At 56.8% G+C, this 25,812-nt stretch carries 19 protein-coding genes and 7 pseudogenes; 12 read left to right on the top strand and 14 right to left on the bottom strand.

Translation table 11 applies throughout. The features are described from left to right. The first annotated feature begins 224 nt into the window (after nucleotides 1–224). Nucleotides 225–491 (top strand): hypothetical protein, encoded by a 267-nt coding sequence (locus tag ACE103_RS09090; protein ID WP_375779136.1) that lies wholly within the window; start codon nucleotides 225–227, stop codon nucleotides 489–491. Between the two features lie 320 nt (nucleotides 492–811). Here the strand turns inward: ACE103_RS09090 and ACE103_RS09085 are convergent, their stop codons facing one another. Then, a complete protein-coding gene (locus ACE103_RS09085; protein WP_375781059.1) occupies nucleotides 812–940 on the bottom strand; it encodes a hypothetical protein in 129 nt (42 codons plus the stop codon). Between the two features lie 278 nt (nucleotides 941–1,218). Next, complete coding sequence (gene ectB / locus ACE103_RS09080) at nucleotides 1,219–2,514, bottom strand: diaminobutyrate--2-oxoglutarate transaminase (protein WP_375779135.1); 1,296 nt, start codon at nucleotides 2,512–2,514, stop codon at nucleotides 1,219–1,221. Between the two features lie 471 nt (nucleotides 2,515–2,985). Between ectB and ACE103_RS09075 the strand changes: the two genes are divergently transcribed. Both ACE103_RS09075 and ACE103_RS09070 read left to right on the top strand, forming a co-directional pair. Next, complete coding sequence (locus ACE103_RS09075; RefSeq protein ID WP_375779134.1) at nucleotides 2,986–3,273, top strand: hypothetical protein; 288 nt, start codon at nucleotides 2,986–2,988, stop codon at nucleotides 3,271–3,273. A 273-nt stretch (nucleotides 3,274–3,546) separates the two neighbouring features. Beyond that, nucleotides 3,547–4,249 (top strand): annotated as a pseudogene (locus tag ACE103_RS09070) (transposase). Between the two features lie 74 nt (nucleotides 4,250–4,323). Here ACE103_RS09070 and ACE103_RS09065 read toward each other — a convergent pair. The 3 genes and pseudogenes from ACE103_RS09065 to ACE103_RS09055 form a co-directional block, all read right to left on the bottom strand. After that, nucleotides 4,324–4,780, bottom strand: a pseudogene (locus tag ACE103_RS09065) (transposase); the annotation flags it as partial. Nucleotides 4,781–4,869: 89 nt separating this feature from the next. Then, nucleotides 4,870–5,160: a hypothetical protein gene (locus ACE103_RS09060; protein ID WP_375779133.1), complete on the bottom strand. Its 291-nt coding sequence runs from the start codon at nucleotides 5,158–5,160 to the stop codon at nucleotides 4,870–4,872. 343 nt (nucleotides 5,161–5,503) lie between these two features. Then, the gene (locus ACE103_RS09055) at nucleotides 5,504–6,436 is read right to left on the bottom strand and encodes a GHMP kinase (RefSeq protein ID WP_375779132.1); all 933 of its coding nucleotides are present in this window, start codon (nucleotides 6,434–6,436) and stop codon (nucleotides 5,504–5,506) included. A gap of 854 nt (nucleotides 6,437–7,290) precedes the next feature. Between ACE103_RS09055 and ACE103_RS09050 the strand changes: the two genes are divergently transcribed. Further along, entirely contained in the window at nucleotides 7,291–8,382 is a 1,092-nt protein-coding gene (locus ACE103_RS09050; RefSeq protein WP_375779131.1) for a pyridoxal-phosphate dependent enzyme, read from the top strand. A 341-nt stretch (nucleotides 8,383–8,723) separates the two neighbouring features. Here the strand turns inward: ACE103_RS09050 and ACE103_RS09045 are convergent, their stop codons facing one another. Continuing rightward, a complete protein-coding gene (locus ACE103_RS09045) occupies nucleotides 8,724–9,020 on the bottom strand; it encodes a transposase (RefSeq protein ID WP_375779130.1) in 297 nt (98 codons plus the stop codon). Nucleotides 9,021–9,889: 869 nt separating this feature from the next. On the opposite strand from ACE103_RS09045, the gene ACE103_RS09040 reads away from it, so the two are divergent. Next, on the top strand, nucleotides 9,890–10,381 hold the full coding sequence (locus ACE103_RS09040) for a GNAT family N-acetyltransferase (RefSeq protein WP_375779129.1): 492 nt from the start codon (nucleotides 9,890–9,892) through the stop codon (nucleotides 10,379–10,381). A gap of 936 nt (nucleotides 10,382–11,317) precedes the next feature. On the opposite strand, the gene ACE103_RS09035 is transcribed toward ACE103_RS09040, so the two are convergent. Then, entirely contained in the window at nucleotides 11,318–11,659 is a 342-nt protein-coding gene (locus ACE103_RS09035; protein WP_375781322.1) for a hypothetical protein, read from the bottom strand. On the opposite strand from ACE103_RS09035, the gene ACE103_RS09030 reads away from it, so the two are divergent. Next, on the top strand, nucleotides 11,562–12,242 hold the full coding sequence (locus tag ACE103_RS09030) for a GntR family transcriptional regulator (protein WP_375781058.1): 681 nt from the start codon (nucleotides 11,562–11,564) through the stop codon (nucleotides 12,240–12,242). The two genes, ACE103_RS09035 and ACE103_RS09030, sit on opposite strands and share 98 nt — an antisense overlap. Nucleotides 12,243–12,253: 11 nt before the next feature. Here the strand turns inward: ACE103_RS09030 and ACE103_RS09025 are convergent. Further along, nucleotides 12,254–12,537 (bottom strand): annotated as a pseudogene (locus tag ACE103_RS09025) (transposase); the annotation flags it as partial. Between the two features lie 171 nt (nucleotides 12,538–12,708). Here ACE103_RS09025 and istA point away from each other — a divergent pair. After that, nucleotides 12,709–14,259, top strand: a complete 1,551-nt coding sequence (istA, locus tag ACE103_RS09020) for an IS21 family transposase (RefSeq protein WP_375781039.1) — start codon at nucleotides 12,709–12,711, stop codon at nucleotides 14,257–14,259. A gap of 17 nt (nucleotides 14,260–14,276) precedes the next feature. Beyond that, on the top strand, nucleotides 14,277–15,053 hold the full coding sequence (gene istB / locus ACE103_RS09015; protein ID WP_375781038.1) for an IS21-like element helper ATPase IstB: 777 nt from the start codon (nucleotides 14,277–14,279) through the stop codon (nucleotides 15,051–15,053). A gap of 200 nt (nucleotides 15,054–15,253) precedes the next feature. Here the strand turns inward: istB and ltrA are convergent. From ltrA to ACE103_RS09000, 3 genes and pseudogenes are all read right to left on the bottom strand, one after another. Then, a pseudogene (gene ltrA, locus ACE103_RS09010) lies at nucleotides 15,254–16,533 on the bottom strand (group II intron reverse transcriptase/maturase). 1,387 nt (nucleotides 16,534–17,920) lie between these two features. Then, nucleotides 17,921–18,157 (bottom strand): IS66 family insertion sequence element accessory protein TnpB, encoded by a 237-nt coding sequence (tnpB, locus tag ACE103_RS09005; protein ID WP_375781057.1) that lies wholly within the window; start codon nucleotides 18,155–18,157, stop codon nucleotides 17,921–17,923. A gap of 532 nt (nucleotides 18,158–18,689) precedes the next feature. Further along, the gene (locus tag ACE103_RS09000; protein ID WP_375779128.1) at nucleotides 18,690–19,613 is read right to left on the bottom strand and encodes a TauD/TfdA dioxygenase family protein; all 924 of its coding nucleotides are present in this window, start codon (nucleotides 19,611–19,613) and stop codon (nucleotides 18,690–18,692) included. A 456-nt stretch (nucleotides 19,614–20,069) separates the two neighbouring features. Between ACE103_RS09000 and ACE103_RS08995 the strand changes: the two are divergent. Further along, nucleotides 20,070–21,198 (top strand): annotated as a pseudogene (locus ACE103_RS08995) (biotin/lipoyl-containing protein); the annotation flags it as partial. 153 nt (nucleotides 21,199–21,351) lie between these two features. Here the strand turns inward: ACE103_RS08995 and ACE103_RS08990 are convergent. Both ACE103_RS08990 and ACE103_RS08985 read right to left on the bottom strand, forming a co-directional pair. Then, nucleotides 21,352–21,497, bottom strand: a pseudogene (locus tag ACE103_RS08990) (ArsR family transcriptional regulator); the annotation flags it as partial. Nucleotides 21,498–21,649: 152 nt separating this feature from the next. Continuing rightward, complete coding sequence (locus tag ACE103_RS08985; RefSeq protein WP_375779127.1) at nucleotides 21,650–21,904, bottom strand: hypothetical protein; 255 nt, start codon at nucleotides 21,902–21,904, stop codon at nucleotides 21,650–21,652. A 210-nt stretch (nucleotides 21,905–22,114) separates the two neighbouring features. Between ACE103_RS08985 and ACE103_RS08980 the strand changes: the two genes are divergently transcribed. From ACE103_RS08980 to ACE103_RS08970, 3 genes and pseudogenes are all read left to right on the top strand, one after another. Continuing rightward, nucleotides 22,115–22,651 (top strand): hypothetical protein, encoded by a 537-nt coding sequence (locus ACE103_RS08980; RefSeq protein WP_375779126.1) that lies wholly within the window; start codon nucleotides 22,115–22,117, stop codon nucleotides 22,649–22,651. Between the two features lie 252 nt (nucleotides 22,652–22,903). Further along, nucleotides 22,904–23,310 (top strand): annotated as a pseudogene (locus ACE103_RS08975) (aminotransferase class III-fold pyridoxal phosphate-dependent enzyme); the annotation flags it as partial. 570 nt (nucleotides 23,311–23,880) lie between these two features. Then, nucleotides 23,881–24,642 carry a GntR family transcriptional regulator gene (locus ACE103_RS08970; protein WP_375779125.1) on the top strand — a complete coding sequence of 254 codons (762 nt, stop codon included), beginning with the start codon at nucleotides 23,881–23,883 and terminating at the stop codon, nucleotides 24,640–24,642. Between the two features lie 522 nt (nucleotides 24,643–25,164). On the opposite strand, the gene ACE103_RS08965 is transcribed toward ACE103_RS08970, so the two are convergent. Next, nucleotides 25,165–25,647 (bottom strand): UPF0149 family protein, encoded by a 483-nt coding sequence (locus tag ACE103_RS08965; protein ID WP_375779124.1) that lies wholly within the window; start codon nucleotides 25,645–25,647, stop codon nucleotides 25,165–25,167. Nucleotides 25,648–25,812 lie beyond the last annotated feature (165 nt).

The following is a 25,812-nucleotide window of genomic DNA, read 5'->3' as shown; positions in this document are numbered from 1 at the left end:
CGCCCTCTCTCCAATGACCTGATTGAGGTATGTCAGCACGGCTCTGAAAGCCAGCTCCAAGTACGCGATGGTACGCTCGCGCGTTTGCCTCGTGCAATTGCTGATGAAGTTGGGACGGTCCCGCGTTCGCATTGCTTTCAAATGAGCATTCCGGCCTTCTAAGCCAGCCCGAGCAGCGGGCGATTTGCGCGCGATTTAGGAAAACACCGTTTGTAAGAAGGACCATGTGCGTGACCACTACCAAACCTCCCTCGTGCAACCTCAAACCGCGAACCGTGTTCGTTGGCAAGGATCGTTATGGAAACTGGATCGCTCGCGAGCGAAGCGGCATGTTTGGCGGCCTTTTCGTAAGTCGAGCTCAAGCGCTTAAATACGCGCAGTTCAAGAATGGCCCTCACCCAGAAACCATCATAGAAGTCTCCTGCGAAGCTGAGCTCAACATTCCCGGTTTGGACATCCCTACTGCTCATCGGCCAGACAAGCAGACCTAATCCTACTCTGAGCTGATGTGAGATGCTATGTCGACCATCCAGCCTAACGAATTCGAACGCTGCGTTCACCAGCACTTTTTTGCCGCACGCTCACTCAATTTTCTGTACTTGCAGATGCGACGTGAATGAGCACGATGGCGACATTGCTCCGTAAGTCTCATCCAATGCTAAGTTCGCACTGGCCGTCCGATCTGCCCCGATTGGGTGGCGGTAGCGACGGGCCCCTCCGGAAACGGGCGTACACCAAGACGGACCACATAAGGGTCAAGCAGTCAAGCAATGTGAAACTGCGACGATTTCAAACTGCACAAGCGATGAAATCAATTTTGAAGCAGCTCAGATGCTCGCCAGGCAGATCGCTGAACAAGGAGGCAACACTCGGGCGTGGCCTTCCATCTGAGGTGCGAGTGTGGTCGCGTCACATTGTAGTTGGTCTGCCAGCATCCCAGCGTGACGCGGATCGAGGCCAGCGACGTGAACAGCGGGATATAATACCACGCGACACACGCTGGTCGGCCCTAGTCAGGATGGCGTTGCTAGCACTGTCGCCGGTCCCACGTGCCGACTCCCAGCTTCCGACGACGCACCGCAACCGGCAAGACGCCGTACTGGACAACGCCAGTTCCCGGCTGGGATAGATCAGATGGTTCTCCTTCTTCGGTGGTCCAGCAGATAACGAATAGTTGCGTGGTCTCGTGTTTGCTTGTTGTCTGAATGAACGGCAGGTTCACTGCAGCGAAGCACTTTGCTTAAGTGTTACTGTCAGCGCTTCCTCGAATATGTCAAGACCGTCATTGAGTGTCTGAAGGTCAATAGTGAGTGCAGGCAGGATTTTTAGGACCTGATCAACAGGTCCGCATCGTTCGATAATCAAGCCCTTTTCGAATGCCTTCCGTGCGGTAGCTTCTGCGAGTTCAGCTCTCTGACAATCAAATCCCAACGCCATGCCTCTCCCCCGAACTGCAAAACTGCATCCACAATTCGCGGAGATGATCTCAAGTCGGCGCCGCATAAGCTTCCCCGTGCGCTGAATTTCCTCTGAGAAGCTCTGGTTGCGCCAATAAATGTCTACGGCTGCAGTTGCAGACACAAGCGCAAGGTTATTGCCTCGAAAAGTGCCCGTGTGTTCTCCGGGCCGCCATACGTCGAGCGCATCTTTGATTAGTAGCACTGATAATGGCAAACCGTACCCGCTTAGAGACTTCGAGAGAACAACAATGTCTGGCGACAGCTCCGCAAATTCGAAGCTAAAGAAAGCGCCTGTGCGACCACAACCCATCTGAATATCGTCGACAATCAACAGCGCGCCAACATCTTTCGCTATGGCCTGAATTGATCGCAGCCATTCCTTGCTAGCAACGTTTATGCCACCTTCCCCCTGCACAGTTTCGACGAGAATGGCAGCCGGCGAATCGACGCCGCTGCTTTCGTCCATCAACGCCTTTCGCAAGTAGTCGGCAGTATCAACAGTGGACCCGAGATAGCCATCATACGGCATGAAAGTTACGCCCGGCAAAGAACTACCCGAGGCTGCACGATAAAAGCGATTACCGCTCGCAGCCATCGCTCCTAAACTCATGCCATGATATCCGCGTGTGAACGAAATTATATTTTGGCGTCCCGTTACTTTTCGGGAAAGCTTTAGAGCTGCCTCAATAGCATTTGCGCCCGTCGGCCCCGTGAATTGGATTCTGTATTGCAGACCTCGTTGCCGCAGTATGACTGAATTGAAAGTCTTCATAAATTCCAATCTTGCGGGAGTGCCCATGTCAAGCCCGTGAACCACGGCGTCCGAAGCTAGATACTCAACAATAGCAGCTTTGATCCTGTGATTGTTGTGGCCGTAATTCAGCGCCCCCGCACCTGCGAGGAAATCAATACACTTCCGGCCAGCATCTGTTAACAAGATGGAACCACGCGCACGACTAAAAATTGCTGGAAACGAGCGTGAGTACGATCTGACATTTGATTCTAAGGATTCGATCGCCTTGATGCCACGTTGCTCGCCAATGATTTCACCCATCGCGCTCCCTCTGCAAGTACTCATGCAACAACCGGCTTATCGAGATAAGAAGAGTCTTTAGACATACACCTCGAAACGACGCCCCATTTGACCGTGAGGCGGTTATGCGGGCGCTTGTTACGAAAAGCGTCCCGCTCCATTTACCTGAAGAGTCGGGAAAACCCGCCTATCTAGGCTGGTAGTGTTCGTTCAAACCTAGGCATGCTTGCGCAATCAGCGGCGCCCGCCCTCGATTTCGTACTTGGAAAGCCCTGCGCAGGCGCGTGGAGTACCGTCCCAGTAGACGATCTCAACGTCGACTAACCCACCCTCGAAATTCAAAGATCACACCATGCGCGACAACACTCGGACTTATCATTGTGATGCGTAGTGCCGGTGGTAGTACAGTTCGCGCAAAACTCTAGTAGTGGTCCAAACTTCGGGTCTCGCTGCAAACACCAGAGACTTCTAACGGCTGCCGGATGAAAAAGGATGCGGGTGTGGCAGAAGAACAAGCTCACGTATGGCTGGGCCAGAAAGGGATCGCGGCCGCTGGCCGCTCACGACCAACGCACGCAATCGGCCCACCTGTTCGGTACCGTGCGCGCGGAGCTCGCAACCGGCGCGGCACTGGTCCTGCACTTCCGTAACAGCGAGGCCATGCAGCTTCATCCCAACGAAATAGAAAGCAAGGTCTGGCATTTAGTGCGTCAAAATTGGCCGTCAAACCACGTCTTCAAATCCTATGGCGATATCGTCAATCACTGCTGTTACGCCTAGAACACTCTCATCGATAAGCTGTGGAAGATCATGTCAATCCCGCTCCGCGATTGGGCCTTACATCGGTCGATCGATTTGAAGATCAGTATTATACGACAACAATTGAAATGTCCGGGCCGCTCTCATGCCGGTAGCAATAACGTTCATGTCGGTCCAGCAAGCGAACACGAGGAGAACGCAGGTCTAGAGCGGGATGGGTCTAGCTTCGACTTGGGATTCCCAAATCGGAAGGCTTCTGATTCAACATGCTGGCTGGGAAGGAGGCCAGCATGGATGGGACGAGCCTATTCGGATGACCTTCGTGAGCGGGTGGTGAGAGCTGTCATCAAAGGCGGCCTGTCGCGGCATCAGGCAGCGGCTCAATTTGGGGTGGGCATCAGCACGGCGATCAACTGGGTACAGCGCTTCCACGAGACCGGCAGCGTCAAGCCAGACCAGATCGGGGCTATCGGCCAAAGAAGATTGCGGGGCCGCACCGCGAATGGCTGATGCAACGGTGCCGAAACGATTTTACCGTGCGCGGGCTGGTGGCCGAACTCGCTGAGCGTGGCCTGAAGGTCGATTACCGCACGATGTGGGAGTTCGTCCACGCCGAGAAGCTCAGTTACAAAAAAAGACGCTGATTGCCGCCGAGCAGGATCGTCCCGATTAAGCCTTCCTTGCCTATATCGAGAAGGTTCTGGTCCCGACCCTGCGGCACGGCGACATCGTCATCATGGACAATCTCGGCTCGCACAAGGCCCACGCCGTGCGTCGCGCCATCCGTGCCGCCGGCGCCCCGCTCTTCTACCTGCCGAAATACTCGCCTGATCTCAATCCGATCGAGCAGTTCTTCGCCAAGTTCAAACACTGGCTGCGCAAAGCCGCACAGCGAACCACCGAGGCCGTCTACGATGCTATCGCTCCGATCCTCGGCACTGTCTCACCGGCCGAATGCGCCGACTACTTCGCAAACGCCGGATATGACCAAAACTAAACTCATCACGCTCTAGCAAAGGCGCAGCGGCTCGCCAGAGCCATCCTTCGGTTGACACTCTTCATCGAGGCTCAGGCCTCGATCAGCGTGCCATCGACCGAGAAGTGATCGCTCGATAGAAGCCTCTTCACCCTGCGCTGCGCCAGCACCGCGGCAAGCAACTGCACCGCGATGTCGCCTTCCAGCAGCCGGTCGCGGTTCTTCGACAACACCGAATGGTCCCAGGCTGCGTCGTCGACGCCGATTCCGACAAACCAACGGAACAGCAGGTCGTATTCCAGCCGCTCCATTAAAAGCCGCTCCGAGCGGATCGAATAAAACGCCTGCAACAGCATCGACCGCAGCAGATTCGCCGGCGGGATCGACGGCCTCCCAATCGGCGAATAGAGCGCGGCAAACCGCGCTCCAGCTCCGACAGCGCCTCGTTCACAATCCTCCGGATCGCTCGCAGCGGATGATCGCGCCGCACCCGCGCCTCCAGGTCGACGTAGCTGAAAACAACTCCCCCGTTCGATTGTCGCCGCCGCGCACGCACCATCTCCGAATCTCGTCGGAGCCAAAATCACGCTCGCAGGTTGGTGGCGAGTACCTTTTTCGACAGCCCGCTCTCATGTTTGCCGTCAAGGGCCTTGATCAAGCGGAGCCGCTTTCCGGTTGAGCGCCCGGACGCTGGACTCCCTGGCCAGGCGCGCTCTGATCGAGGGGCATGGACATCCGCAGGGACCGGCTTCGTAGCGAAAACTTGCCTGCCGGTTACCCTTGGCAAGCTTCTTCGCCAGCTTGTCGATCTGATCGGCGCGATTGGGGATGATCCCCAATTTACGAACTTCCCCGCCGCGCATCCCTTCGGCCACCGCAAGCGAAATCGTCGCCTTGTGCACATCCAGCCCCATGAAAATGCTATCGTTCATCCGGCCCGCTCCCCATGCTTGAGGCTCGGCGCCGGACCATCTGGCGCAACCCCGATAGGAGCTTGACGCGGGGCGGGCCGCCCGTCACCTCAGAGGGCGAATATAGGGTCTAGGGCTGTCGTCCGAAGCCCTTCAGAGCATCAGCGTATGGGAGCGTTGGCAGCCGACAAATGGTACGTGAACGTCGTCCCATGCACGGTCGGCCCTCGTAAATTGAAGCCCGACATCCGCTCCAAAAGCTCCCGTCACCGCCGCGCGTTGGCCGCCACCAATCTCACATGGTTAACGTCGACGAGTCCAGGCACGCCGGATCCATAACGCCGCTGTTCCGAGGAGGGTGAAATCATGGCACTCGTCCATCGCCGTCATCGCACTGACCACTTGTTGCTCCGAAAGTTGATCTAAATGTCGCGGAGTTAAAACCCGACTCTCGCAGGTTAAGCATTGCCCGATCTATGTTTTCGGTCGTGTTTTCGTTGGCTGGATCGAACATCAAGCCAACCACCGTTCCACTATGAGCGACCTGAACACCGATAGCGCCATATCGGGTACCAATTGCCTCGATTTCGTGCAGGCGCGGCTTTGGAAGGAATCTTTCGTTAATCAGCGCACTCGCGGTAGCGACTCGGCCAAGTAAGCCGAGATCTGACTCTTTTATCGCTTTGCCCAATAGGCGCCGGAGCGGACGAAAGCTCTCGATCTCTGTCCGATTGTAATCTGCCGGCTGGAGTGCGACCGTATCGACCGTGTGGCCCGGAGCTGTGTCAATACTGATGAAATCGATCGGCGGGAGCGAGTTAATGAAGGATTCTATTACGTCCCCCTCGCGATGCGCGAACAGTACGGCCTGCTGCGAGAACAGCGTAGAATCGCATGCCGTCTCAGCTCTCACCGCAATTTTCATTACGCGATCAGGCGATAGCTGAATAGCCAGATAATCGAGAACCGCCAAGATACTGGCCAGCACGTCGGCGGTAGATGAGCCCATGCCGCGCCCAACAGGGATGTTACTTTGTACGGTTAGATGACCACCCCCCCTGAGCCGGCCGAACGTCTTGAGTACGAGTTCCGCGGCGCGTCTCGACTTTTCACAACGCCGTGGACTGACCGATAAGATATCTTGGCCGTGCGCCTTGAACATTGCTTTTGACCTAAGCTGTCGGCAAGGCAACGACGTTAGCCCACGACGCAAATGGCCATTTTCGTCCTCGAAAATCCCCTGAATAAGCTCGCCATGATGACCAATGGCTTCACCGTATCCTTCTATTGCGCGCATAGCAAATCTCTATAGATGCGGCCAGACTTCGGTTGCAGCGAATTCCGCAAATCCGGCGCTTGGATACGTGAGCGGGCCAGCGTTTCTTTGCAGTGCGAGTTGTGAGTGCTCGTTTGCCACTTGCGAAAAGAGGCTTCAAAAGTCGTGCCAGCCGCCCAGGAAAGCCCTCAAAGAATGATTCTAAGCCTCTTTCCATGGCCAAATTTTCAATGGCCAAATTCGATGGCCCGCAGCAAGGCAGTTCAATCGCAGTTACCCGGAGGGCTCGTCGCAAGCACGACAGCAATTGTCGATTGCTGAACAACTTCGAAGTGAATGCATCCCGCGATGACTCTAAACCGTCTCACGCTCGGCCGCGGCCGAATATCCTGATATAGCCTGATCGGGAACACTTGCTCTGTCTCGTCCCCTGAGTCAGAGCAGAGCTGCATTACGTCATTGTGTTTGCACGGCGTCCACCGAACTGCATAGCAGTTCGTTGTGGGAAACAAAGGCTCTGGGGCAAGCTCCTATCAACTTTATCGAGCCGAGCGCCCTACATCGGGGAGCTCCGCGCAGCAAGCGCAGAGTTCAGCAGGACTCGGTATCGAGTTGTTGCTCCAACACACGCTTGGCAGTGGCACGACTCTTGATGGTAATCAGAACCGAATGTCGATGTTTACCCCGACCGCGGCGATTACAGCGAAGAGTGGAAATAGCATGTCGCCAGCTAGTCGCGCACTTAGCAGAGCCAATGGGTCTAACTCTATTCCGAGCCGAGAAGCGCCTCGTTCTAGGGGAACGAAGAGAACAGATCCCACGTTATGAAATCGTCGTATGATGTTAGGCTCGAACATTTAGGAGCAAACGGAAGTATGACTACATCCACGAAATCATTTAGCGGAAATGTCATCGAAACACTCGCGTTTCCGACGTTCGTGCAGGTTGCCCACAATCTCGTTGCCGCAAAGTTTGAGCTTATGAAGTTTGCTCCGGCGAAGTATATTCTTGATATCGCATTGGCAAATGGCCAGTTGCGGCCGGGGGGGCATGTGATCGAGTCTAGTTCTGGCACGTTCGCTCTAGCTCTCTCTATCCTTTGTTCTCTATATGACCTGGGCCTCACGCTGGTTACTGGGCCACTCCCTGACGTCGTGCGTTGGCGATTGGAGAATTTGGGTGCAGTCTTGCATGCGATTTGCGACAGTAAGGGCTGCAAAGGAGGACTACAGCAGGCGCGGCTTCAAGCGCTGGGTGAGCTACGCTCGTCAATTCCCGACAGCTTCTGGCCGCAACAGTACACAAATCCTTTGAATTCGTTGTCTTATGGACCAATCGCCGAGCGGGCCCTTTCTAGACAGCAGAAGATCGACGTGATCGTTGGCACAGTCGGCAGCGGGGGGTCGCTCTTTGGAATGGCTTTGGTTTTGCAGCGAGAGAACCCGAAGTTGGAAGTAATCGCCGTTGATCATAACAAAAGCGTGATTTTTGGTGCCCAACCCAAGCGGATCACCAAGATGTGCAGGGAAGCCTGGACGATGCTTGGCGTGGGCTCCGGGATTCCTATGGGCAATGTAAATTTTGAACTGTGCGATGAAGTTCACTGGGTTCCGGTTCCAAAGATGGTGCAAAAGGTGCACGACCTTCACCGACGTACCGGAATGCTTGTCGGGCCATCGAGCGGTGCAGCTCTAGCTGTTGCGGAGTGGCGTGCAGCTCGGGCCCCCTCGCAGAACGTTCTGACCATTCTACCGGACGGCGGCGTCCGCTATACAGATACGCTTTTTAATCCCGCATGGCTACATAATTACAATCAGGATCTCATTCGGAGTTGGAGCCGGCCAAGGGATATCGCTTCATTGGAAGAGGTGTCGCAGGATTGGTGCCGGTTCGCATGGGGTAGGCGGAGATACCGAGATGTGACCGGAAGCGATCCGGCTCCCCGTCCGGCTGGGTACGATCCGTAGGTTGCTCTCGTGGGGCACGCACTATGATCGTGTGTGTATGTGGCGGAGCGAGCTGGACACGCAACGTCCCCCTGACGCTTGTTCGATGCAGCCACAGCCTAAATAAGTTTTAGCCGCATTTCGGTATCGAAAATACGGCGGTCATCAAAGATTCAGTCTGTCGAAGTGACAGCATTGACGACTATGGCGAACTACGGGCGAGTTGCGCTACGATACTGTAAGCGTGAAGCTGACCCTTAGGCTTAATCCAGTTTGAAGTTCGTCCTGGCCCTCGAGAATGACCAGAGCTGAGAGGCGGATCGTCGGAATTTTGAAGGACCATGAGGCCGGCCTGTAGGTCGCTAATCTGTGCCGCGAGCACGGCCTAATCTTGGAGGCCAAGCGCCTGAAGAAACTGTGAGGACGAGAACCCGGCTAAATGTGTCCGGCTCTCGCGATTGGACTGCTATTGCAAGGAGCTTTATCGGATAGCGGTTGCCGCATTGTTGACGCCAAGCAGTGTCTGCTTTCCCGCCAGTCGAGTGCTGTCTGGGCACCAATCCAAGCCAGGCACCACGGATCTTGCGAGACTGCAGTCCATTGCCGATCGGGGCAAGCACAGCGGTCGCACCCAATGTGCCGATACCGGGGATTAGCATTAGCCGGCCTCAAGGTCTGTCACAAATTCGGTGCAGAGCTTGACGATCGACCTGGTTGAACTCCTTTCACCTCGACGAAGCGCATTGCCGGCCGTGTCGGGACACTGCTTCGGCTTCGGCGCCGGCGGTATCGATCTTGTTTGGCCTCACGTATGGTTTCGCAAATTGCGATGGGATCAATTGCACTTTGTAGCTACGCGCCTGTATCTTCTGGCCGAGCTGAACCAGCGCAAGCGTTCATACCGACCACGATTGGCATTGCGCACGCAAAGAACTGAAGAAGAGTGCACACGTCGAGAGCGAACTCTCTGAACAGGGGTTGCCGTCGCAGCCTTTGCCAACGACATGGAAGACGTTCTTGCCAATGTCGATTGGTGGCAGACTGCCGTGGGCTGTGGCAAATTCCCGATAGCCATCGTGCTGTCCTCGATTGATCTGACCGGTCGCGGTAGGCCCATAGGTATTCCGCCCCTCGAACGGTTCCGTACCTGCAGAACTACTGCATACGGTTCCTACCTCAAGTTATGGCGTAAAGTGCCGGTTGGGATAGGATGCAGGGGCACTTGCACCATGTGGCGAGCACGAGTTTGGCATGACGGGCTGACCAGTGGTGTTATAGCTGACCACACACACTTCCCGTCATGCTTGTCGAGTCCCCGACAGATTGGCATCCTGCATCGCTTCCTGCTGTACGCTCATGGAAGCCATCGAACATGTAGAAACACGTACTTCGAGACTATTCTGCACAGTTGGCACGACTTTTGAAACTCCGCCTTAGAGAGCCGCTCAGCACCGACATCATGTCATGAGTGAGCCATTAATTCACTCTTGAGCAGAGATTGAACCCTTTGCCTATGCGAGGATCCAGTATGTGCGCGACGCTGAAAACTCTATCTTACCTTGATTGCGCCGCAGTCGCCCATCTGACACTTGATCCCGAACAAGAACAGTTTGCGGGCTCCTTGGATTTCGTGTTTTCTGAGCTTCGGAAGAGCTCACATTCCGATCTGGAGCATCCGTTCTCGATTGTGGTCCGAGGAGAGATTGTTGGATTTTTTGTTCTTCGCGAAAAGGCGGCCTTGCCGGAATGGGCACCACCAGACGTAATCACTTGGCACAGCCTTCGAATCGGCGACCTGTACCAGGGCAATGGATATGGCAAGAAGGCGTTTGACCTTGTAGCTCGATGGATTTGCGCAAACCGACCACATATCAGCCGGGTCATGTTTGCCGTCAACGCACGCAATCTTGGAGCTAGGAGTGCCTTTCTGAAGGTTGGCTGTCGAGACACCGGCGCTACTTACTGCGGCCCAATCGGCCCTCAGAATATTCTTGAATATAAGATTGGTCCCCGATTATGAGCGTGCCGTGCTTCTCTTTGGCTTCCATCGGGGGTAGCGCGTCGGTTCGCACATCACTCCTGAGAGGAACAATTGCTTTCGTGCCCTGTTGGCATAGCTCTCTGCACGAGAACGTTGCGCGCGAAAGACGATGACTTGCCGACTGATGTTTTTGCGAGTCGATCGCGATATAGGGAGTGCAATGCGCCGGGCCACTGCTGGCAATCTACAGGGTGCGTTCGGAACGGAAGATGATTGAGCAGACCGACTACAATCTGCGGGTTCATTGGCCCAGCGATGAACGGACCGGTCAGGCATGCGACCGCATCCTGCAAGAAACCGGGGTCAGTTGCTCGACGGCAGCATCGCAGCCACGTTCATCGATTGGCAATAGTCCACCATCCAGCAAGCGATGAGAACAGACGTCCGGCGCGCAAGCCTGAGTGCCACTTCCCTGACGAGAAGCGAACAAGCAAAATGCGTTCCTCGACGACCGACCCCCGCTCGTTCGTCGCGGCCACTGGCAAAGAGTTTACGTTCCACCACATGGGGCAATCTGACGATGGAGAACCGGCACGGCCTATCGTCGGCCGAGAATTCAACCTGTGTTTCATCGCGTCATCAATCACCCTGCGGCAGAAACAATCGTACCGAGCATCGCTGCTGCGCTATCTCAACCGCGCGGCACGCAGAGAATTGCGCATTTTACTCGCATCTTAAAAAGCCAGCTTGCGTGCGAGGTGAGAAGGTCATCGACTGCTGGACGACAATGCGCGCACGATATCCGCCAATCGGGACTCACTCACTGGGAACATTAGCCTCATCTTGATCGCGAGGCCTTCTTTCGGCGACTGGCGTCTTTCTTGCTTAGTTCGGATACCAACGCTTATCCCGTGGTCGCCTCCAGTTTGTCAACCGCAAGTGCACTCGATATTCTCCGATGCCGCCCATTCCGAGTCACTTTCCGCTCCGATCCAAGCCAATCAATTCCGCACAACAAATGGCCCATGACATCTCAATAGTATTCATTCTGACTGCCCGCGCCATTCGAGGTGAACGTCCCTTTCGCATCGGCGCCGCGTGCTCCTTGCCAGTTTTTGCAAATCGTCTGGCAAGATTGTGATTAGCATCGGTTTTGAAAGTTTGCAGAATGCCTAAAACTGTTGCCGGCGCGCTGCACGAGAAGATTCGACAAGAAATCATGCGGCGAATGGTCAGAAATGAATATAAGGTGGGGGATCTTCTGCCGTCCGCTGCTGCATTGGCAGAGGAGTTTGGTGTCAGCGCAATAACTGTCACGCGTGCGCTTCGGGACCTTCAACCCACTGGCATGCTTCGATCTGTCCCTGGAGTTGGGACCTTCGTGCGAGAGAGGCGCAGATTCATTCGTAACCTAGACTTCACATTCTCGTCTATCGGAGTCGCTCAACGACTTGGGCGCAACCGTCCCATTCAATCAACGTCCGTGACAAGAGAGAAGATTCGAAACCCCGTCCTCAGTGATTTTGACGCGCCAACGAGCGCGATGGTTTGCATTAGAAAGATGCTATCGGTCGACGGAACACCGATAATGTTTGATACTTCGTACCTACCGCTTACTTTGAACGATAAGGTCGTTGCTGAGCTTGGAGATAAGTCCGTAACCGAGGCCCTGCGCGATCAAGGAACTCGTTTTCTCAAGGGAAGACTTCTCATCGAGGCCGCTCCAGCCTCAGAGGAGGTACAGCAGGCATTTGGGCTTCCTAACGGATATCCAACAGTGAGACGACTTTATCAGCTGACAACCGGGGATCCGTCATTCTCGATCTTTGGAATCACCGAATCTCCATTTGATCGGCTGGCATGGACCATAGAGTTAGATGTGTCTCAGCGAAACCGCTAAGGAACAGTAATCGCTGTTTTCTCGATGTCAGCCAGCTCGAAAAAGCCCCGCCACGCATGAGCAAGGCAAAATCGGCCGCGCCTTCTTCTGCGGGTTCGAACAGCGGCTCGAAGCCGTTGTACCAATCGGCTTGCAGGATACCAGCGAAGGCAGCCAGATGCAGCTGGGGACGCTCGCCTAGTCGGTCGCATGAGGCATAATAGACCGCCGCCGGCGGCGCAGGCCCGGCGAAGGGCCGGTCATCCCGTACATAAGTCCAGATCCGGCCGGTCGTGCACTTGCCCTTCGCCAGGACACGGTGCGTGTTTCGGCAATTTCCGGACAGCAATTTCGGTAATTCGCGGACAGCGATTTCAGTAATTCCGGGACAGGGATTCCGCTAAATCGCGGACAGTTGCGGGAGGTTGGTTTTCGGGAGCGCCGTTCAGGCAATGTTCTCTCTCAAGCTGTGAGTTTGAGAGGGGCAATGCCGAGACGGAAGCAAGCGAAACGAACCACTGTGAAGGACCTACGATCGATCCTGAGGCTGACGTACGAGCAGGACCTGTCGGTTCGGGAGATCTCGGAACGGCTGCAGATCAGCAAGAGTTCGGTTGCCACCTACCTGCTGCGAGCGCGTGAAGCGGGTTTGAGCTGGCCGCTGCCGCCGATTTACGAGAGCGAGGCGGCCTTGCAGCGAGCCTTGTTCCGGCGGGTCGGGCGGCCCCCGCAGGACTTGAGCGAGCCTGAGTGGCCACGGGTGGCGCAGGAGCTCAAGCGCAAGGGCGTGACGCTGACGCTGCTGTGGCAGGAATACCGGACGGCGCATCCCGACGGCTATGGTTACACGTGGTTCTGCGAGAAGTTTGACGCCTATCGGCGCCGGGCGAACCCGACCTTCCGTCATCGCCACGCGGCGGGTGCAGTGATGCAGACCGACTATGCGGGTCCGACGGTGGAGGTGATCGATCCGCAAACCGGCGAGATCCGTCAGGCGCAGATATTTGTCGCGGTGCTCGGGGCCTCGTCGCTGACCTTCGCTATGGGGAGCTTCGGTCAGCGACTACCAGATTGGATCGAAGGCCAGACCCGGGCCTTGTCGTACTTCGGCGGAGTTCCCAGGGCGATCGTCTGCGACAATCTGAAGGCCGGGGTCGTCAAGGCGTTGTGGTTCGAGCCGACGCTCAACCAAACCTTTGCCGCCATGGCCGAGCACTACGACACGACGATTTTGCCGACCCGCAGCCGCAAGCCGCGCGACAAGGGCAAGGTTGAAGGCGCGGTGCTGATTGTTGAGCGCTGGATTCTGGCACGGCTGCGCCATCGGCGGTTCTTCAACCTGACCGATCTCAATACTGCGATCGCCGGTTTGCTGGAGGAGCTGAACCATCGGCCGATGCGCCATATCGGCAAATCCCGCCGGCAGCTGTTCGAGGAGATCGAGCGCGCTGCGTTGACGCCGTTGCCGGGCGAGCCGTTCGAATACGCCGAATGGAAAACGGCGAAGGTCCACCCCGATTATCACGTCGAAGTCGACAAGACCTTTTACTCGGTGCCGCACCGGCTGATCGGCCGTCGGGTGGACGTCCGGCTCACCTATCGAGCCGTCGAGATCTTCCAGGATCACACGCGTGTTGCCAGCCATGTGCGCCGCTCTCAGCGCAGCGGCCATGTCACCGTGAACGAGCACATGCCCAAGGCCCATCAGCGTTACGCCAATATGACGCCGGCGAGCTTGATCAAGATGGCAGCGCGGATCGGCGTCAACGCCGCCACGCTGGTCGAGCGGATGATGCGTGAGCGCCCGCATCCCGAGCAGGGTTATCGCTCCGCCATGGGGATCATCGCCCTGGCGCGGCGCTACGAGCGCGATCGGCTCGAAGCAGCTTGCGAGCGGGCACTCGTCATCAACGCGATCAGCTACTCCTCGGTGAGCGCGATCCTCAAATCCGGGCTCGACCGCGCGAGCCCTGCTGCCGCCCCCGTCAAAGCCACCCCCTCGCACGCCAACATCCGTGGTGGGGGCTATTATCAATGAAGGAAAGGACCATCGCGATGCTGACCCACCCGACCCTCGACCAGATGCAGGCGCTCGGCCTTGCCGGAATGGCGGCCGCCTACCGGCAATTGGCCGAACAGGACAATGCCGCCGATCTCAGCCGCGACGAGTGGCTCGGCCTGATGCTCGATCGCGAAGCCGCCATGCGCGCCGACCGGCGCCTGACCAATCGGCTGGCCGCAGCCAAGCTGCGCTTCATCGACGCCTGTATCGAAGACGTCGACTTCGCGTCCCGCCGCGGTCTTGACCGGCGCAACACCCTGCAGCTGGCGCAAGGCGCCTGGCTGAAAGCCCATGAGAACTTCATCATCACCGGCCTGACCGGGACTGGCAAAACTTGGCTGGCGTGCGCCTTCGGACGCCAGGCGGCCAGGCTCGATCATTCCGTCCTCTATTTGCGTATGCCGCGCCTGTTCGAAGACCTCGCCATGGCCCGTCTCGATGGTCGCTTCCCGCGCCTCATCGATAAGCTCGCACGTGTCCAGTTGCTCATCCTCGACGATTGGGGCACCCACACCCTCAATGACCAGCAGCGCCTTGATCTCCTCGAAATCTTCGAAGAGCGCTACAGGCGCAAATCGACCTTGATTACCGCTCAGCTGCCCGTTGCCCAATGGCACGACATGATCGGCGAGCCAACCATCGCAGATGCTATCCTCGACCGGATCATCCACAACTCCCACCGTATCGCCCTCGAAGGCGACAGCATGCGAAGGAAAAAAGCTGCGCGCCCCTTGACCGACGTCGAAAACAGCGAAACGAATACCAACTGACTTCAACAACCAGGCAACCAAAAGCCAGCGCCGCCACGCTGTCCGCGATTTAGCGAAACTGCTGTCCGTCAGTTAGCGAAACCGCTGTCCCGTTTTTGCGAAATACGCAACACGGATGGTTGGGTGAGTAGGCCGGAGGGATTTCACCTCCGGCCTCTCGCAGAACCAGGGCGTGAGGCTCTCACCTCACCCGGCTCCCGTCAGGCAAGCTTGTCGCCAATACCGAGTTGCCAGTGAGCAAAGAGTCTGCGGTTCTCGCGAGCGATCTTCTCCAGGAAGATGCGAGCGCGCCCCAACCGATGGCGGAAGCGCTTGTACTTCGTTTCAACCAGATAGCTATTGTTTGGTTGATGTAGCGGGCCATCGGATATAGCTCCGAGCGCATGTATTGCCCGTAGTACGCGATCCACCCCCGAACTATCGGGTTTAGTTCGCGGGCAATGTCGTCCAGCGTCAGATTTGGCCGCCTACGAAAGTTCAAGTCTCGGATCGTTGCCCGCATCGCGTTCAGCACTGACTTGCTGACCGCCGGAGTGAACCCGCAGAAAGTTTTCTGCGAGTACGGCCCCCGGACTGACCTCGGCCGGAAGCAATATCCGAGAAAGTCGAACATAACCGTCTCGCTCTTGCCTCGGCGTCGGTCGTCCTTGCAGTAGACAATCCTCGTCTTCGTCGGATGCAATTCCATGCGACACTCGGCCAGTCGAATTTTCAGTGCTTCGCAAACGCTCTGCGCCTCCACCTCACTCTGGCAGTGTATCAACCCGTCGTCAGCATACCGGCACCACCTGAGTTCAGGGAACGTTCGTGCCATCGAGAGATCAAAATGTATAGTGCATGAAGAGATTGGCGAGAATCGGGCTCACTACTCCCCCTTGCGGGGTGCCGCAGCTTCGCTCGACGACAGCACCATCCTCTTGCACAATCGGCGCTGTCAGCCATCGTTCGATGTAGAGCAACGCCCATTCGCACTTTACATGCTTCCGGACAGCCCGCAGCAGAAGCTCGTGGTCAATGTTGTCTCCCTTGATATCGAACTCTAGAACCCAGTCGTACTTCCAGCAACGCTTGCGCGTGATGCCTACGGCATCAAGAGCCGATTTACCCCGCCTATAACCATAGGAATCCGCCAGAAAGATTGCGTCCAGAGTCGGTTCAATGAGCTGTTTGGCAACTGTTTGTGCCACGCGATCCGTTACAGTGGGCACCCCGAGGATCCTTTGGCCTCCGCTCTTCTTCGGAATGGAGACGGCGCGAACAGGTGGCGGGAAGTAGGCGGCTGAGCTCATTCGATTCCAAATCTTGTAGAGGTTACTCTTCAAGTCGGATTCAAATTCCTCAATCTCACTCCGTCGACACCGGCTGCGCCACCATTGGATCGCACCTGCAGATACGCTTCGTACACCTTTCTTTTGTCGATGTTGTTGAACGGCTTGCTTGGCTGATTCACCGCCGTCCTCCTGTTGCCAGTTGCAACGATGGCCAGCCCACCTGATCCGATCCCTTCGCTCCAGCCCCATTACGAGCCTTCGTCGCTTGTATGGATCGGTCCGCCCCAGTGCTCCGCATTGGTACTCTTGCCTCGCGGTTTTCTCCGCTTGTGCTTCTCCCTTTGCATCGGAACGACTGGTTCCTGCAGTTCCGTGACAACGCCTGCATCCGGTTCACACCCCCTCAACGCCGGTCGCCGCCCGCCCAGTCATCAGGCTTCCAGCGGACTGTTCCCAGAGGGACGACACACCTCTGGTTTTGACGACGATTTCCATGTTACGACGCTTCATCTGCGGGTTCATTTTCATTCGTCTCTCGGATGCTCATCCGCTCGGGTATTTCCCGATCGTTAGCTTCAACGCTCACGACCGCGCCTCTTAAGCGAAGCCGCTTGAAGTGATTTGGGACCTGCTCCTGAAAGCCGATCCCGAGGGGCCTTCCCTCATCGCTGTCACAGCTTGTGCTCACAGATTATCAGATCATCACGATCATCCTTTCTGTGTGCTTCTGCAGCACACTATCGTCGCCATGAAGGCGAGCGGCAGCGAGTACATGGCGTTAGACGGTCGGCGACCGCTTCGATCATATGGAAGGTTCTAGTTCCAGAACTAGGCGCAGACATAGAAGCTCACATCGGCTCACAAACTCAGCAGCCGATAGCCGATCGCTCACCCACTCCGCCAGACGGGGTCTCTTTGCCGCTTACAGGACCTGCAGCGCTCGCGTCCGTCAAACGAGGCGGCCCTCAAGGGAGGGATACCTGGGTTCTTGCGTTCTTTGGTTTTGATCTGGAACGATCTGTGATTCCCTGACGGCGTGTCGCCGACATGAGGGCGATGGCAAACCGCGGGATGATCGTCAGAAGGAGCTGCTGCTTCCTGCGCGAAATGGGCCACCCGCTGGTGCGGGTGGCGGCTCCGATTGACCGGAAGTTTCTCGATGACCGCTTTGGTTCGGTATGCCAACCCGGTCCAAGATAGCCTAGCTTGTCGCCGGCCTGTTCATTTTTATCACCACGATCCCAAAATCATCCGCGCAGCAGGTCAAGTCGTAGCCCAGTATCGTCGAATTGATCGACAAGCTCCTCGACAAGCACATCTATTCTGAGATTACCGAACTCCTCGACCTGCAAGGATATAGGCCGGGGGATTAGCGCGGTGGCGCAACGATGCCCGCTCACGGCCTTGAAGGTCGCGTATCTCGTCCAACGCTACGGCCAGCGCTCGCGCTGTGACCGACTGCGAGATCGTGGAATGCTGACAAAATGGGAGGTCGCCGCGCGCCTCTACATTCACGAGACGACCCTCGCTAGGTGGGCTAAACATGGACTCGTCACGAGGCACGCCTACAATGCGCACCATTGCATCTAAACGTCCTCACCTCGAACCCGCCACGCAATCAATGCAACCGATGGAATCGTCTTGCCGACGAGCCGCCGCCCTCAAGACGCTAATCGTTCCAAAACCCTCAACTGAAGCTGAAGGAGGTGTAGTATGAATGCATGTAGTTGCGAACAGGCACAAACCCGTACCATCCCAAAAGATCAGCCTGATCCGGTCCGCCCGCTTGGCGCGGAACACATAAACAGCACCTGAGACTGGATCGGCCCTCATGTGCTCGCGTACCAACATGACTAGGACCATTCCGGACGGGCCGATCAGCGGCTCGCCTTCTGTGCGTCGACGATGGCCGAAATCATCGCCGCAGCCTGCCCGGATGGTGACGTCCTCAGTTTCGATCTCGCGGAGCTGGACGTCTGGCTTGGCCTTGCATCGCGCTGTCTTGCGTTCATGGCCACAGCCAGGGCGGGCGCCGTGGCGTCTACTACCGCCGGTACAAACGGCGGATCTTCAGCCTTTGTTGTAGGCAACTGCCGTGTCTGGCCGGCGCCATGTAAACACATGCTGCGGCGTCAGCCCATGCCCTCGGGCAATCTCAGAACTACCGTGCTCGGAACCAGCGTCTACTCGACAATCTTGGCCTTGTCGTCTCTGGAATCCAACGACGTTCGCCCAAAGCTGCAAACGCCGCATCCAAAAATCGACCTCCTCTCAATGATTAGGAGATTATTCACAAACGACCAGCAAAGGCGTGTTAAGAGTTGAGTCTACGCAGGCTAGACCTCCGCGAAATTTGTGAACGCGTTTAGACGACATTCACGGGTGGCTGCTTGATGACCTTCACCCGCGCTATACTGCGCCGGCCATCGACACTGACGGGCAGCTCACCATGGATGGCCGCGCGACGAACGATGCGAGCCTGGTCGCCGTAGTCATTTACCCCACGATGCATCGTGGCGCGGTTGTCCCAGATAGCGACGTCGCCCTGCTTCCAGTTCCAGCGCACGGTGTTTTCCGGCGCAATAACATGAGACTCGAATACATCGAACAATTTCTGGCCGTCATATTTTGGGATATCGACAAAACGTGTCACATAAGAGCCGAGCACCAGCGTGCGCTCGCCGGTCTCGGGGTGGACCCGCACTACGGGATGCTCGGTCTCGAACCTGTTTCTGTTGAACTCCTCATACTTCTTCTTATCGACTTCGCTGGGGCGGACGGTTACGGCGAAGTCGTACGCGCTGCTGTGAAGAGCCCAGAGCTGATCCGCAAGTCGTTGCAGCGGCGCTGGCATATCGAGATATGCGGCTGCGGTGTTTGACCACACCGTATCGCCGCCGAGTGATGGAATCACAACGCCTCGCAGCACCGAAATCTTAGGATAGGCATCGCAGCAGGACCAATCAATATGCCAATTGTCGGCCCTGACACCTCCGCGTGGGGTGTCAATCTCGAGGATCGACACTGTTCCCTCGACAGCACCTAACGGCGGCGGTACGAGCCTCCCGAAACGAAGAGCAAAGCGCTCTTGCTCGACGTCGTCGAGATGACCTTGGTCGCGGAAGAAGATGACCTTGTGCTCAAGGAGCAGGCCGTTCATCGCAGCGATGGTCTGCTCCGGCAAATCGCCCGACAATTTGATATTTCTGATTTCAGCGCCAATGTGCGCCGCGCGTTTGACGACGTGCGTACGCGGAATAACATCCTCGATCAAAGCCGCTTCAATCATTGTATATTCTCCTACGTTGCTGTTTCTTTCCATACGAACCTTTCGGCCGCAGAACCGAACGGGAACGCTGTGTTGGAAAAGCATCCAAGACCTGCGGTATCGGCCCGTTCGTGCGATGCCAGGCGAGATCGACCACGCACCCGCCGTTCATTAGTATCATTTGCCACCTCGATGAGTCGTTCGTGATCGCGGATGCGGTCTCGTTTCGCTCCAAGTGTATGTGCATCTCGCTCGGGTGCGGGTGGAAGGTGGGTGAGATTGCTGGCTTTCATGAGTAGGGCTCGTTACCGGGTGATCCTCAGCAAGAGCCGTGCCAGTCAAGAGAGCCTCGCCTCGAGCCGTTCTCGTTATCAGAAGGAAATGACTGATACTGCCAGGGTCAGGCGCCGCGATGGGGCGAGGCCGAAGTTCTTGTCAACGTAATCTCAAGGAAGTTACGCCGGTCGTGAAGCGCTTCGCCTGCAGGTCGAGCATCCCGTGACCGAATTGATCACCGGCATCGACCTCGTCGAGCAAATGATCCGCTCCGCGGCGGGTGAGAAGCTCGCGATTGCGCAGAAGGACGTTGGGCGGTGGAATCGCGCGTCTGTGCCGAGGATGCGTTCCGCAACTTCTTGCCGTCGATCGGCCGCCTGGTGAAGTATCGCCAGCCGGCCAAAGTCATGACGGCATCACGATCCGCAACGACACCGGCGTGCAGGAGGGCGGCGAGATTTCGATCCACTACGATCCGATGTCGCCAAGCTCGTCACCCACGCGTCGTCGCGCGCCGCGACTATCGAGGCGCAGGCGACTGCGCTCGATACGTTCTATGTCGACGGCATCAGGCACAGTATTCCCTTCCTGTCAGCCCTGATGAACCACCCGCGTTGGCGCGAGGGCCGGCTGTCGACCGGCTTCATCGCGGAGGAATTCTCGAAGCGGTTTCGGCGCGTCCCCTGCGAAGTGAGATCGCGCGGTGGCTGGCTGCGCCGTCGCAGTCTGGCTCGATCGCGCCGAAAAACGCACTCGACGTTGCGCCTGAAGACGATGCCATTGCGGTGCGCTTCATCAGCATCGACGGGCTGCCGGGGCAATCCGCACAACCTGGTGTCGAGGTGGGTGCCGAGCGAGCCGGTCTGGCAGGGCACGATCGACAGCAACTTCGTCGCCGTGCAGGCGCGTGTGACCAGCAACGGCTTCCGTCTGGCCCATCAAGGCTGTGAGGTGCCGGTCTTCACCAAGACCGAGGTGACGTCCGCACGGCTGATGCCGGTGGTCTCGGCGGCCGATGCTGCTGTGCCCGGTGCCGCGTTCTCGTGGTGTCGATTGCATCACCAAGGGGTAGGAGATCAAGGCCGGCGAGACGCTGGCGGTGCTGGAAGCCGTGAGGATGCAGAACGCGCCACGCGCCGAGCGCGACGGCACGGTGAAGAAGATCCAGGCCGCCCCGGGTGCCACAGTGGCGGTGGACGTGTTGATCCCTAGAGTTCGCATGAATCCGCCACAAGCCAAGGCGGCCGCTGGCGGCCCATCGTTGGGAGTAAAGACAGCGTTACGCGGCATTTGCCCGATGCATAAGGTCCACACCTTGCTTAGAAATTAATGCCGCTCGCCCAGTGTGTGGAAATGGCATTAGCATCTCGCTTCCTTGAGACGAGATGCGAGCTCGTGCAGCTGAAGCTAAAGAACCTCTTCAACCGCTGATTTTCTCTTTCTGGGCGCTTCTTAAAGGGGGGAGGTCATACAAAGAGACGCCACCCACCGCCTTCGCTGAAGCGATGGAGACATCCGCCTCGATGATCCTTTCGGATCGGAGCCCTTTTAGGCGTCGTTGACAGGCGGTAGCCGAAAGCCCACCGTTCGCCGATCACATCAGGTTAGGCGACTGCTCTTTTGCACGATCTCGAGAACGGACGTCTATTCGGTATATCGCATAATCCGCTCCGGGAGGCTTTCACCGCAAAATGCCTCTGCAATGCAGGAATTCCTCCGAAGCACAGGAAAATGCGACGAAATCTCCTTGCACCCTCAGTATCCCGATTGTCGAGAAAATTTCAATAGATGATCAGGCAGGCTCCCAAATGGCGTTTTAACATATGTAGCATCAGTAATGTCCCCTCGGAAAAGTGCGAAGAGACCGCAGTGAACCACTCGCGTAAGCTCAATTTTCCAAAAAGAGGATCGACTACGTTGTCCTTGTCAAGCGTTCTGATCTCGACCGCAATATCAATCGCCCTGTCGATCGCTATTCCCCAGAGCGTAAATTCCGAATCGATCAAGGTTCGTGTTTTGCGCGAAGGCCGGATCACGATCGGGATCCTCAACCAGGCGCCCTGAGCTACAAGACCGAGAGTGGTGACTTGGCCGGTGCCGGTCCTGACATGATCAAGGCTGCGCTTGAGCCCGCTGGAGTCAAGAGGTCGACTTCGTCATTATGGAGTTTGGAGCGCTGATGCCCAGCCTTCTGAGCGGGCGCATCGACGTCATCGGTGATCACTCCAACTCGTTGCGAACTAGTTATGTTCAGCGAACCCACCATTGCTGACAAGGGTGCACTTCTTGTGAAGGCGGGCAATTCTTTCGCCATCCATAGCTTCACGGATATCGCTGCCAATCCGAAGATCCGGCTAGTAGTCGGATGCGGCAGCACGAGCGGCGACAATGCCTTGAAGACCGGCGCGGCGAAGTCGCAAATCCTGCTGCTCCCGGGAGAACAAGATTCCCAACTCTCTGCAATTTACAGCGGTGGCGCAGATGCCATTTCCGCGTCAAAGACGACCCTCAGCGCGTGGCTTAAAGATCCGAATGTGAAGGGCCTGGAGCTCGCAAAGCCTTTTACCGGGTACGTCGAGAAGGGGCGTGAAACTACAATCTACACCGCGATCGCGATCGCGATCAGGCCGGAAGACGCGGTGCTGCGCGACCTCTATAACGAAAATCTGAAGAAACTCAGGGCCGACGGCACTGTTGACAAGACTTTGGCGAAGTACGATTTCACTGATCTAGCACCAAAAGATGTGACCACACGCGAGCTCTGGGTTGACAAGTACCGCTGAAGGTATCGTGAGTTTTCCCGCCGGTCCTTGCAGGAATTTTAGAGGGCTTCTGCGTCACAGCGGCGGTTGCGGCACTTCGCAAACTGGGAGAGGGCCAGGTCCAAGCGATAGTTGATGTGCGGTCCTGAGGCGCGAGGTCGACGTGTTCGATGACAGGGATATGATTCTACCACGATCACATGGATCTCCCTAATCCAGGCATTTTGCGCACTGGCACACCGCACCATTATTGGGGCGCTGAACCTATTCAGCCATTCAATTGCGGCCGCTGCTGCCAAAGCGGTTTCTCGACATCTTCGAGCAGGAGCGACTAAGTGAGCGCGCCAGGATCGTTGGCTCGCATTTTCAAAAGCGGCCTAAGGAATGCTTTGCGCAGCTGGAGATCACCGGAGAAGTGACGGAGTGAGCTTGCTCGGCGCCTCGAGTTCGTTGGCGATCGGCAGACGAAACGCCGATTTGATGTGCAGCTTAAGGTGGGGGCTCGTATCTCCAGGTCCGTTCGTGATCCTGGACTTATCGCTCGTGCAAAGCTCCATGGAGACATTCTTGGCTTTGCCCCACCTCTCATTGTGTCCGAAACTGAAATAGACAAGATTGTCGAAATAGCCTACTCGTCGACAGGACAAGTGAACGAGTTCGCGAAAGAGGCAGCTCGTTGAAAGTCGAGGTCTGTTTGGTCTGGACCTCTGACTCCGCGGTGCCATTGGTTGAACCGGTCTAGCAGAGAGCGCCCTGTGGTTCGGCTGAGCGATAGCTTGGCGGTCGGCGACCGTAGTAATCTAAACAAATGACGGCAGTGTACTTCTACCCGCAGCTCTCCATCCGAGGCCTATTATCCGACCAACGATTCCGACCCGTCAGGCTGCGGCGGCGCTGAAGCAGCTCACGTACACAGTCGGCTTCGCTCAGAGCGTCGCCGTACGCTTCAGCGGCAGATATTGCCGTTCCACACAAACATCTGGAGGGTGAGCGCCGCGACGGCGACTGGTCCCGCAGCCGAGCGGTACGATTGTCACGTCGTCAGGCTGCTCCGCTGCGCGCCTGATTCCGGGTCTTCACGGTTCGATTGCGCTTCCTCCATCCCTCGCGTTTCGAGATGTAACTCTAAGTTGGCAGTTGGTATTTTTTATACATGGTATATCTTGGGGAGCCGGGGGACAACCCCGTGCGAAAAGCGTCGGGTATTGCTCGCGACCATGTCTGGGAGCGCAACTGAATGGAGAACTCTAGTGAATAACTTACAACTGCGGGGGGCATCATCTCTCCATGAGTCGGTCCGTGAGGAGCTGCTCAAACGCATCAAGAGCGGTATCTATCTGCCGGGATCTCCGATCCCATCCACGGCCATGCTCAGTGAGGAATTCGGCGTCAGTCCGATCACTATCAAGCGGTCAATACGCGATTTGCAGACGGCTGGAATGCTAATCGCAGTCGCTGGCAAAGGCACGTTTGTTAAGGAACGAAGGCGATTCTTGCGCGAAGTCGATGTCTGGCTGTCCTCAATCGACAACGCGCGCAAGTTGGGCTTCAGGCCGAGATTGCAATTGTTGTCAATCACGAGGGAAAAAATATCGGATGCAACAATGAGTGTCCTCAATCCACCCCAAGATGCTATGCTCTGCGTCCGGAAGACGGTCCTTGCGGACGATCTGCCCATCATGTACGACGCCACTTACCTTTCATCGGACATTGACGAAGATATTGTCGAGAAATTCAGTGAATGCTCTGTAATTGACGCGCTGGAGCAACATGCAATTCGTATTGTGAACACCCGTCTAATCATCGACGCTGCGCCCGCTGCCGGAAAAGTAGAGGAAATATTCGCAATTCCGAACGGTTATCCGATGCTGCGCCGACTCTACAAAGTTACAACAACCAAATCACGCATTACTATTTTCGGCATTGTCGAATCTCCATTCGATCGACTTGCATGCTCACTAAATCTTCCAGCAAATCAAATGAGCGGAAGCTATTTGAAAAGCAAGAAGTGACTACTTCAAAGTCCTATCCCAAGCACGTGTTCTATGATGTTTCCTCTCGCTGCACCGAAGCCGAACTTCCGAAGCTGCACACGCCCGACCCGAAAGGTCGCAGGAACTGAAAATTCCAGTTGAAACTCTCCATCTTGCACAGTTGTCGATCCGCTGGGGTATGCGGTTTGTCTCAGCTTAGCATCCTCAAGAAGCCAAATCGTGTCGGAAGCCGCGGTCCTTCGTCGCTTCCTCAAGTTGGAACACACCAAGCGCCCACGCGTGCCCTCGCGAACAGATCATGTCGACCAAAATGCATCATTCTTAGCCAAGGGCGAGCCTGCGGCTCGCGTGTGCGAGCACATGAAAGCTAACCAATCTCGGGGGCCGCATATGTGCTCCGCGAGAGCAAGCCTAGATCAGGCCCCTGGTGGCCAAGGATAGGAGATACGCCTCCATCATGATTGCAGTTCCTTTGCGGTGGCGCTCAGGCGACGGGACATTGTTGACGGTAACCGGTATGAGCTGCCACGTTTGCGGTGATCAGCGGGCGCGCGCGTATCGGATCGGCAACCAGTACTGGCGGATAGCCTCGACGGCCGGTGGAATATCGGCAAAGGCGCGTCGGGTCTCGCGGCCGCTTTGCGGTGGTCCGAGCAGCGGCTGCCCCTGATCGTCGCGAGAGTGCAGCAGGATAGGCAGAAGCAGGCCGTGATTGACATTGCTGGTGTCCAGCAACCGCGCCCACGGCGACAGCCTAAGCCGCATTGCGCCATAAAAAACTTGGCACCGGCGAGGCGGATCGACATCGCCATTGATTTTGCGGCGGTGCATCGGGGCGAACTGGCTAGGCATGGTCGAAAGGATCTGGCTGATCTCATTATGGCGCAGCGCGCGACGGCGGAGATCGCGGCGAACTCCGAGGTTGAAAGCATCGGCATCGATGGAGAGCAGCGGGCAGATCCAGTCGAGCGGGCTGATCGACACTGGTCCGACCACGATCGCGGCGACGTAACCGTCGAGCATGGGGAGATTGGTGACGGCGGGATGCTGATCGACGCGATCCTAGAGTCATCGCTCGAGGTCCGCGAGCAGCGTCGCGGCGGCAGCCATCGACGATGGTCGTCCGGGATCGAGCATCGGCATTGACGTCTCGTCGCAGAACACGCGCGACGCGGCTGGATCGTGCGC

The organism is Bradyrhizobium sp. ma5, from assembly GCF_042258955.1.
Taxonomy (GTDB): domain Bacteria; phylum Pseudomonadota; class Alphaproteobacteria; order Rhizobiales; family Xanthobacteraceae; genus Bradyrhizobium.
The sequence above is the reverse complement of the archived record's forward strand: the minus strand, read 5'-3'. Positions and strand labels throughout refer to the sequence as shown.

Coding starts and splice junctions, on each gene's coding strand:
- ACE103_RS09075 (WP_375779134.1), top strand. CDS start 2,986: ATGCGGGTGTGGCAGAAGAACAAGCTCACGTATGGCTGGGCCAGAAAG.
- ACE103_RS09030 (WP_375781058.1), top strand. CDS start 11,562: ATGCGGCGAATGGTCAGAAATGAATATAAGGTGGGGGATCTTCTGCCG.
- ACE103_RS09040 (WP_375779129.1), top strand. CDS start 9,890: ATGTGCGCGACGCTGAAAACTCTATCTTACCTTGATTGCGCCGCAGTC.
- ACE103_RS08980 (WP_375779126.1), top strand. CDS start 22,115: ATGTTCAGCGAACCCACCATTGCTGACAAGGGTGCACTTCTTGTGAAG.
- tnpB (WP_375781057.1), bottom strand. CDS start 18,157: ATGAGGGCCGATCCAGTCTCAGGTGCTGTTTATGTGTTCCGCGCCAAG.
- ACE103_RS09090 (WP_375779136.1), top strand. CDS start 225: ATGTGCGTGACCACTACCAAACCTCCCTCGTGCAACCTCAAACCGCGA.
- ACE103_RS09000 (WP_375779128.1), bottom strand. CDS start 19,613: ATGATTGAAGCGGCTTTGATCGAGGATGTTATTCCGCGTACGCACGTC.
- ACE103_RS09045 (WP_375779130.1), bottom strand. CDS start 9,020: ATGCTAATCCCCGGTATCGGCACATTGGGTGCGACCGCTGTGCTTGCC.
- ectB (WP_375779135.1), bottom strand. CDS start 2,514: ATGGGTGAAATCATTGGCGAGCAACGTGGCATCAAGGCGATCGAATCC.
- ACE103_RS09050 (WP_375779131.1), top strand. CDS start 7,291: ATGACTACATCCACGAAATCATTTAGCGGAAATGTCATCGAAACACTC.
- ACE103_RS09055 (WP_375779132.1), bottom strand. CDS start 6,436: ATGCGCGCAATAGAAGGATACGGTGAAGCCATTGGTCATCATGGCGAG.
- ACE103_RS08965 (WP_375779124.1), bottom strand. CDS start 25,647: ATGCTCGACGGTTACGTCGCCGCGATCGTGGTCGGACCAGTGTCGATC.
- ACE103_RS09060 (WP_375779133.1), bottom strand. CDS start 5,160: ATGAACGATAGCATTTTCATGGGGCTGGATGTGCACAAGGCGACGATT.
- istA (WP_375781039.1), top strand. CDS start 12,709: ATGCCGAGACGGAAGCAAGCGAAACGAACCACTGTGAAGGACCTACGA.
- istB (WP_375781038.1), top strand. CDS start 14,277: ATGCTGACCCACCCGACCCTCGACCAGATGCAGGCGCTCGGCCTTGCC.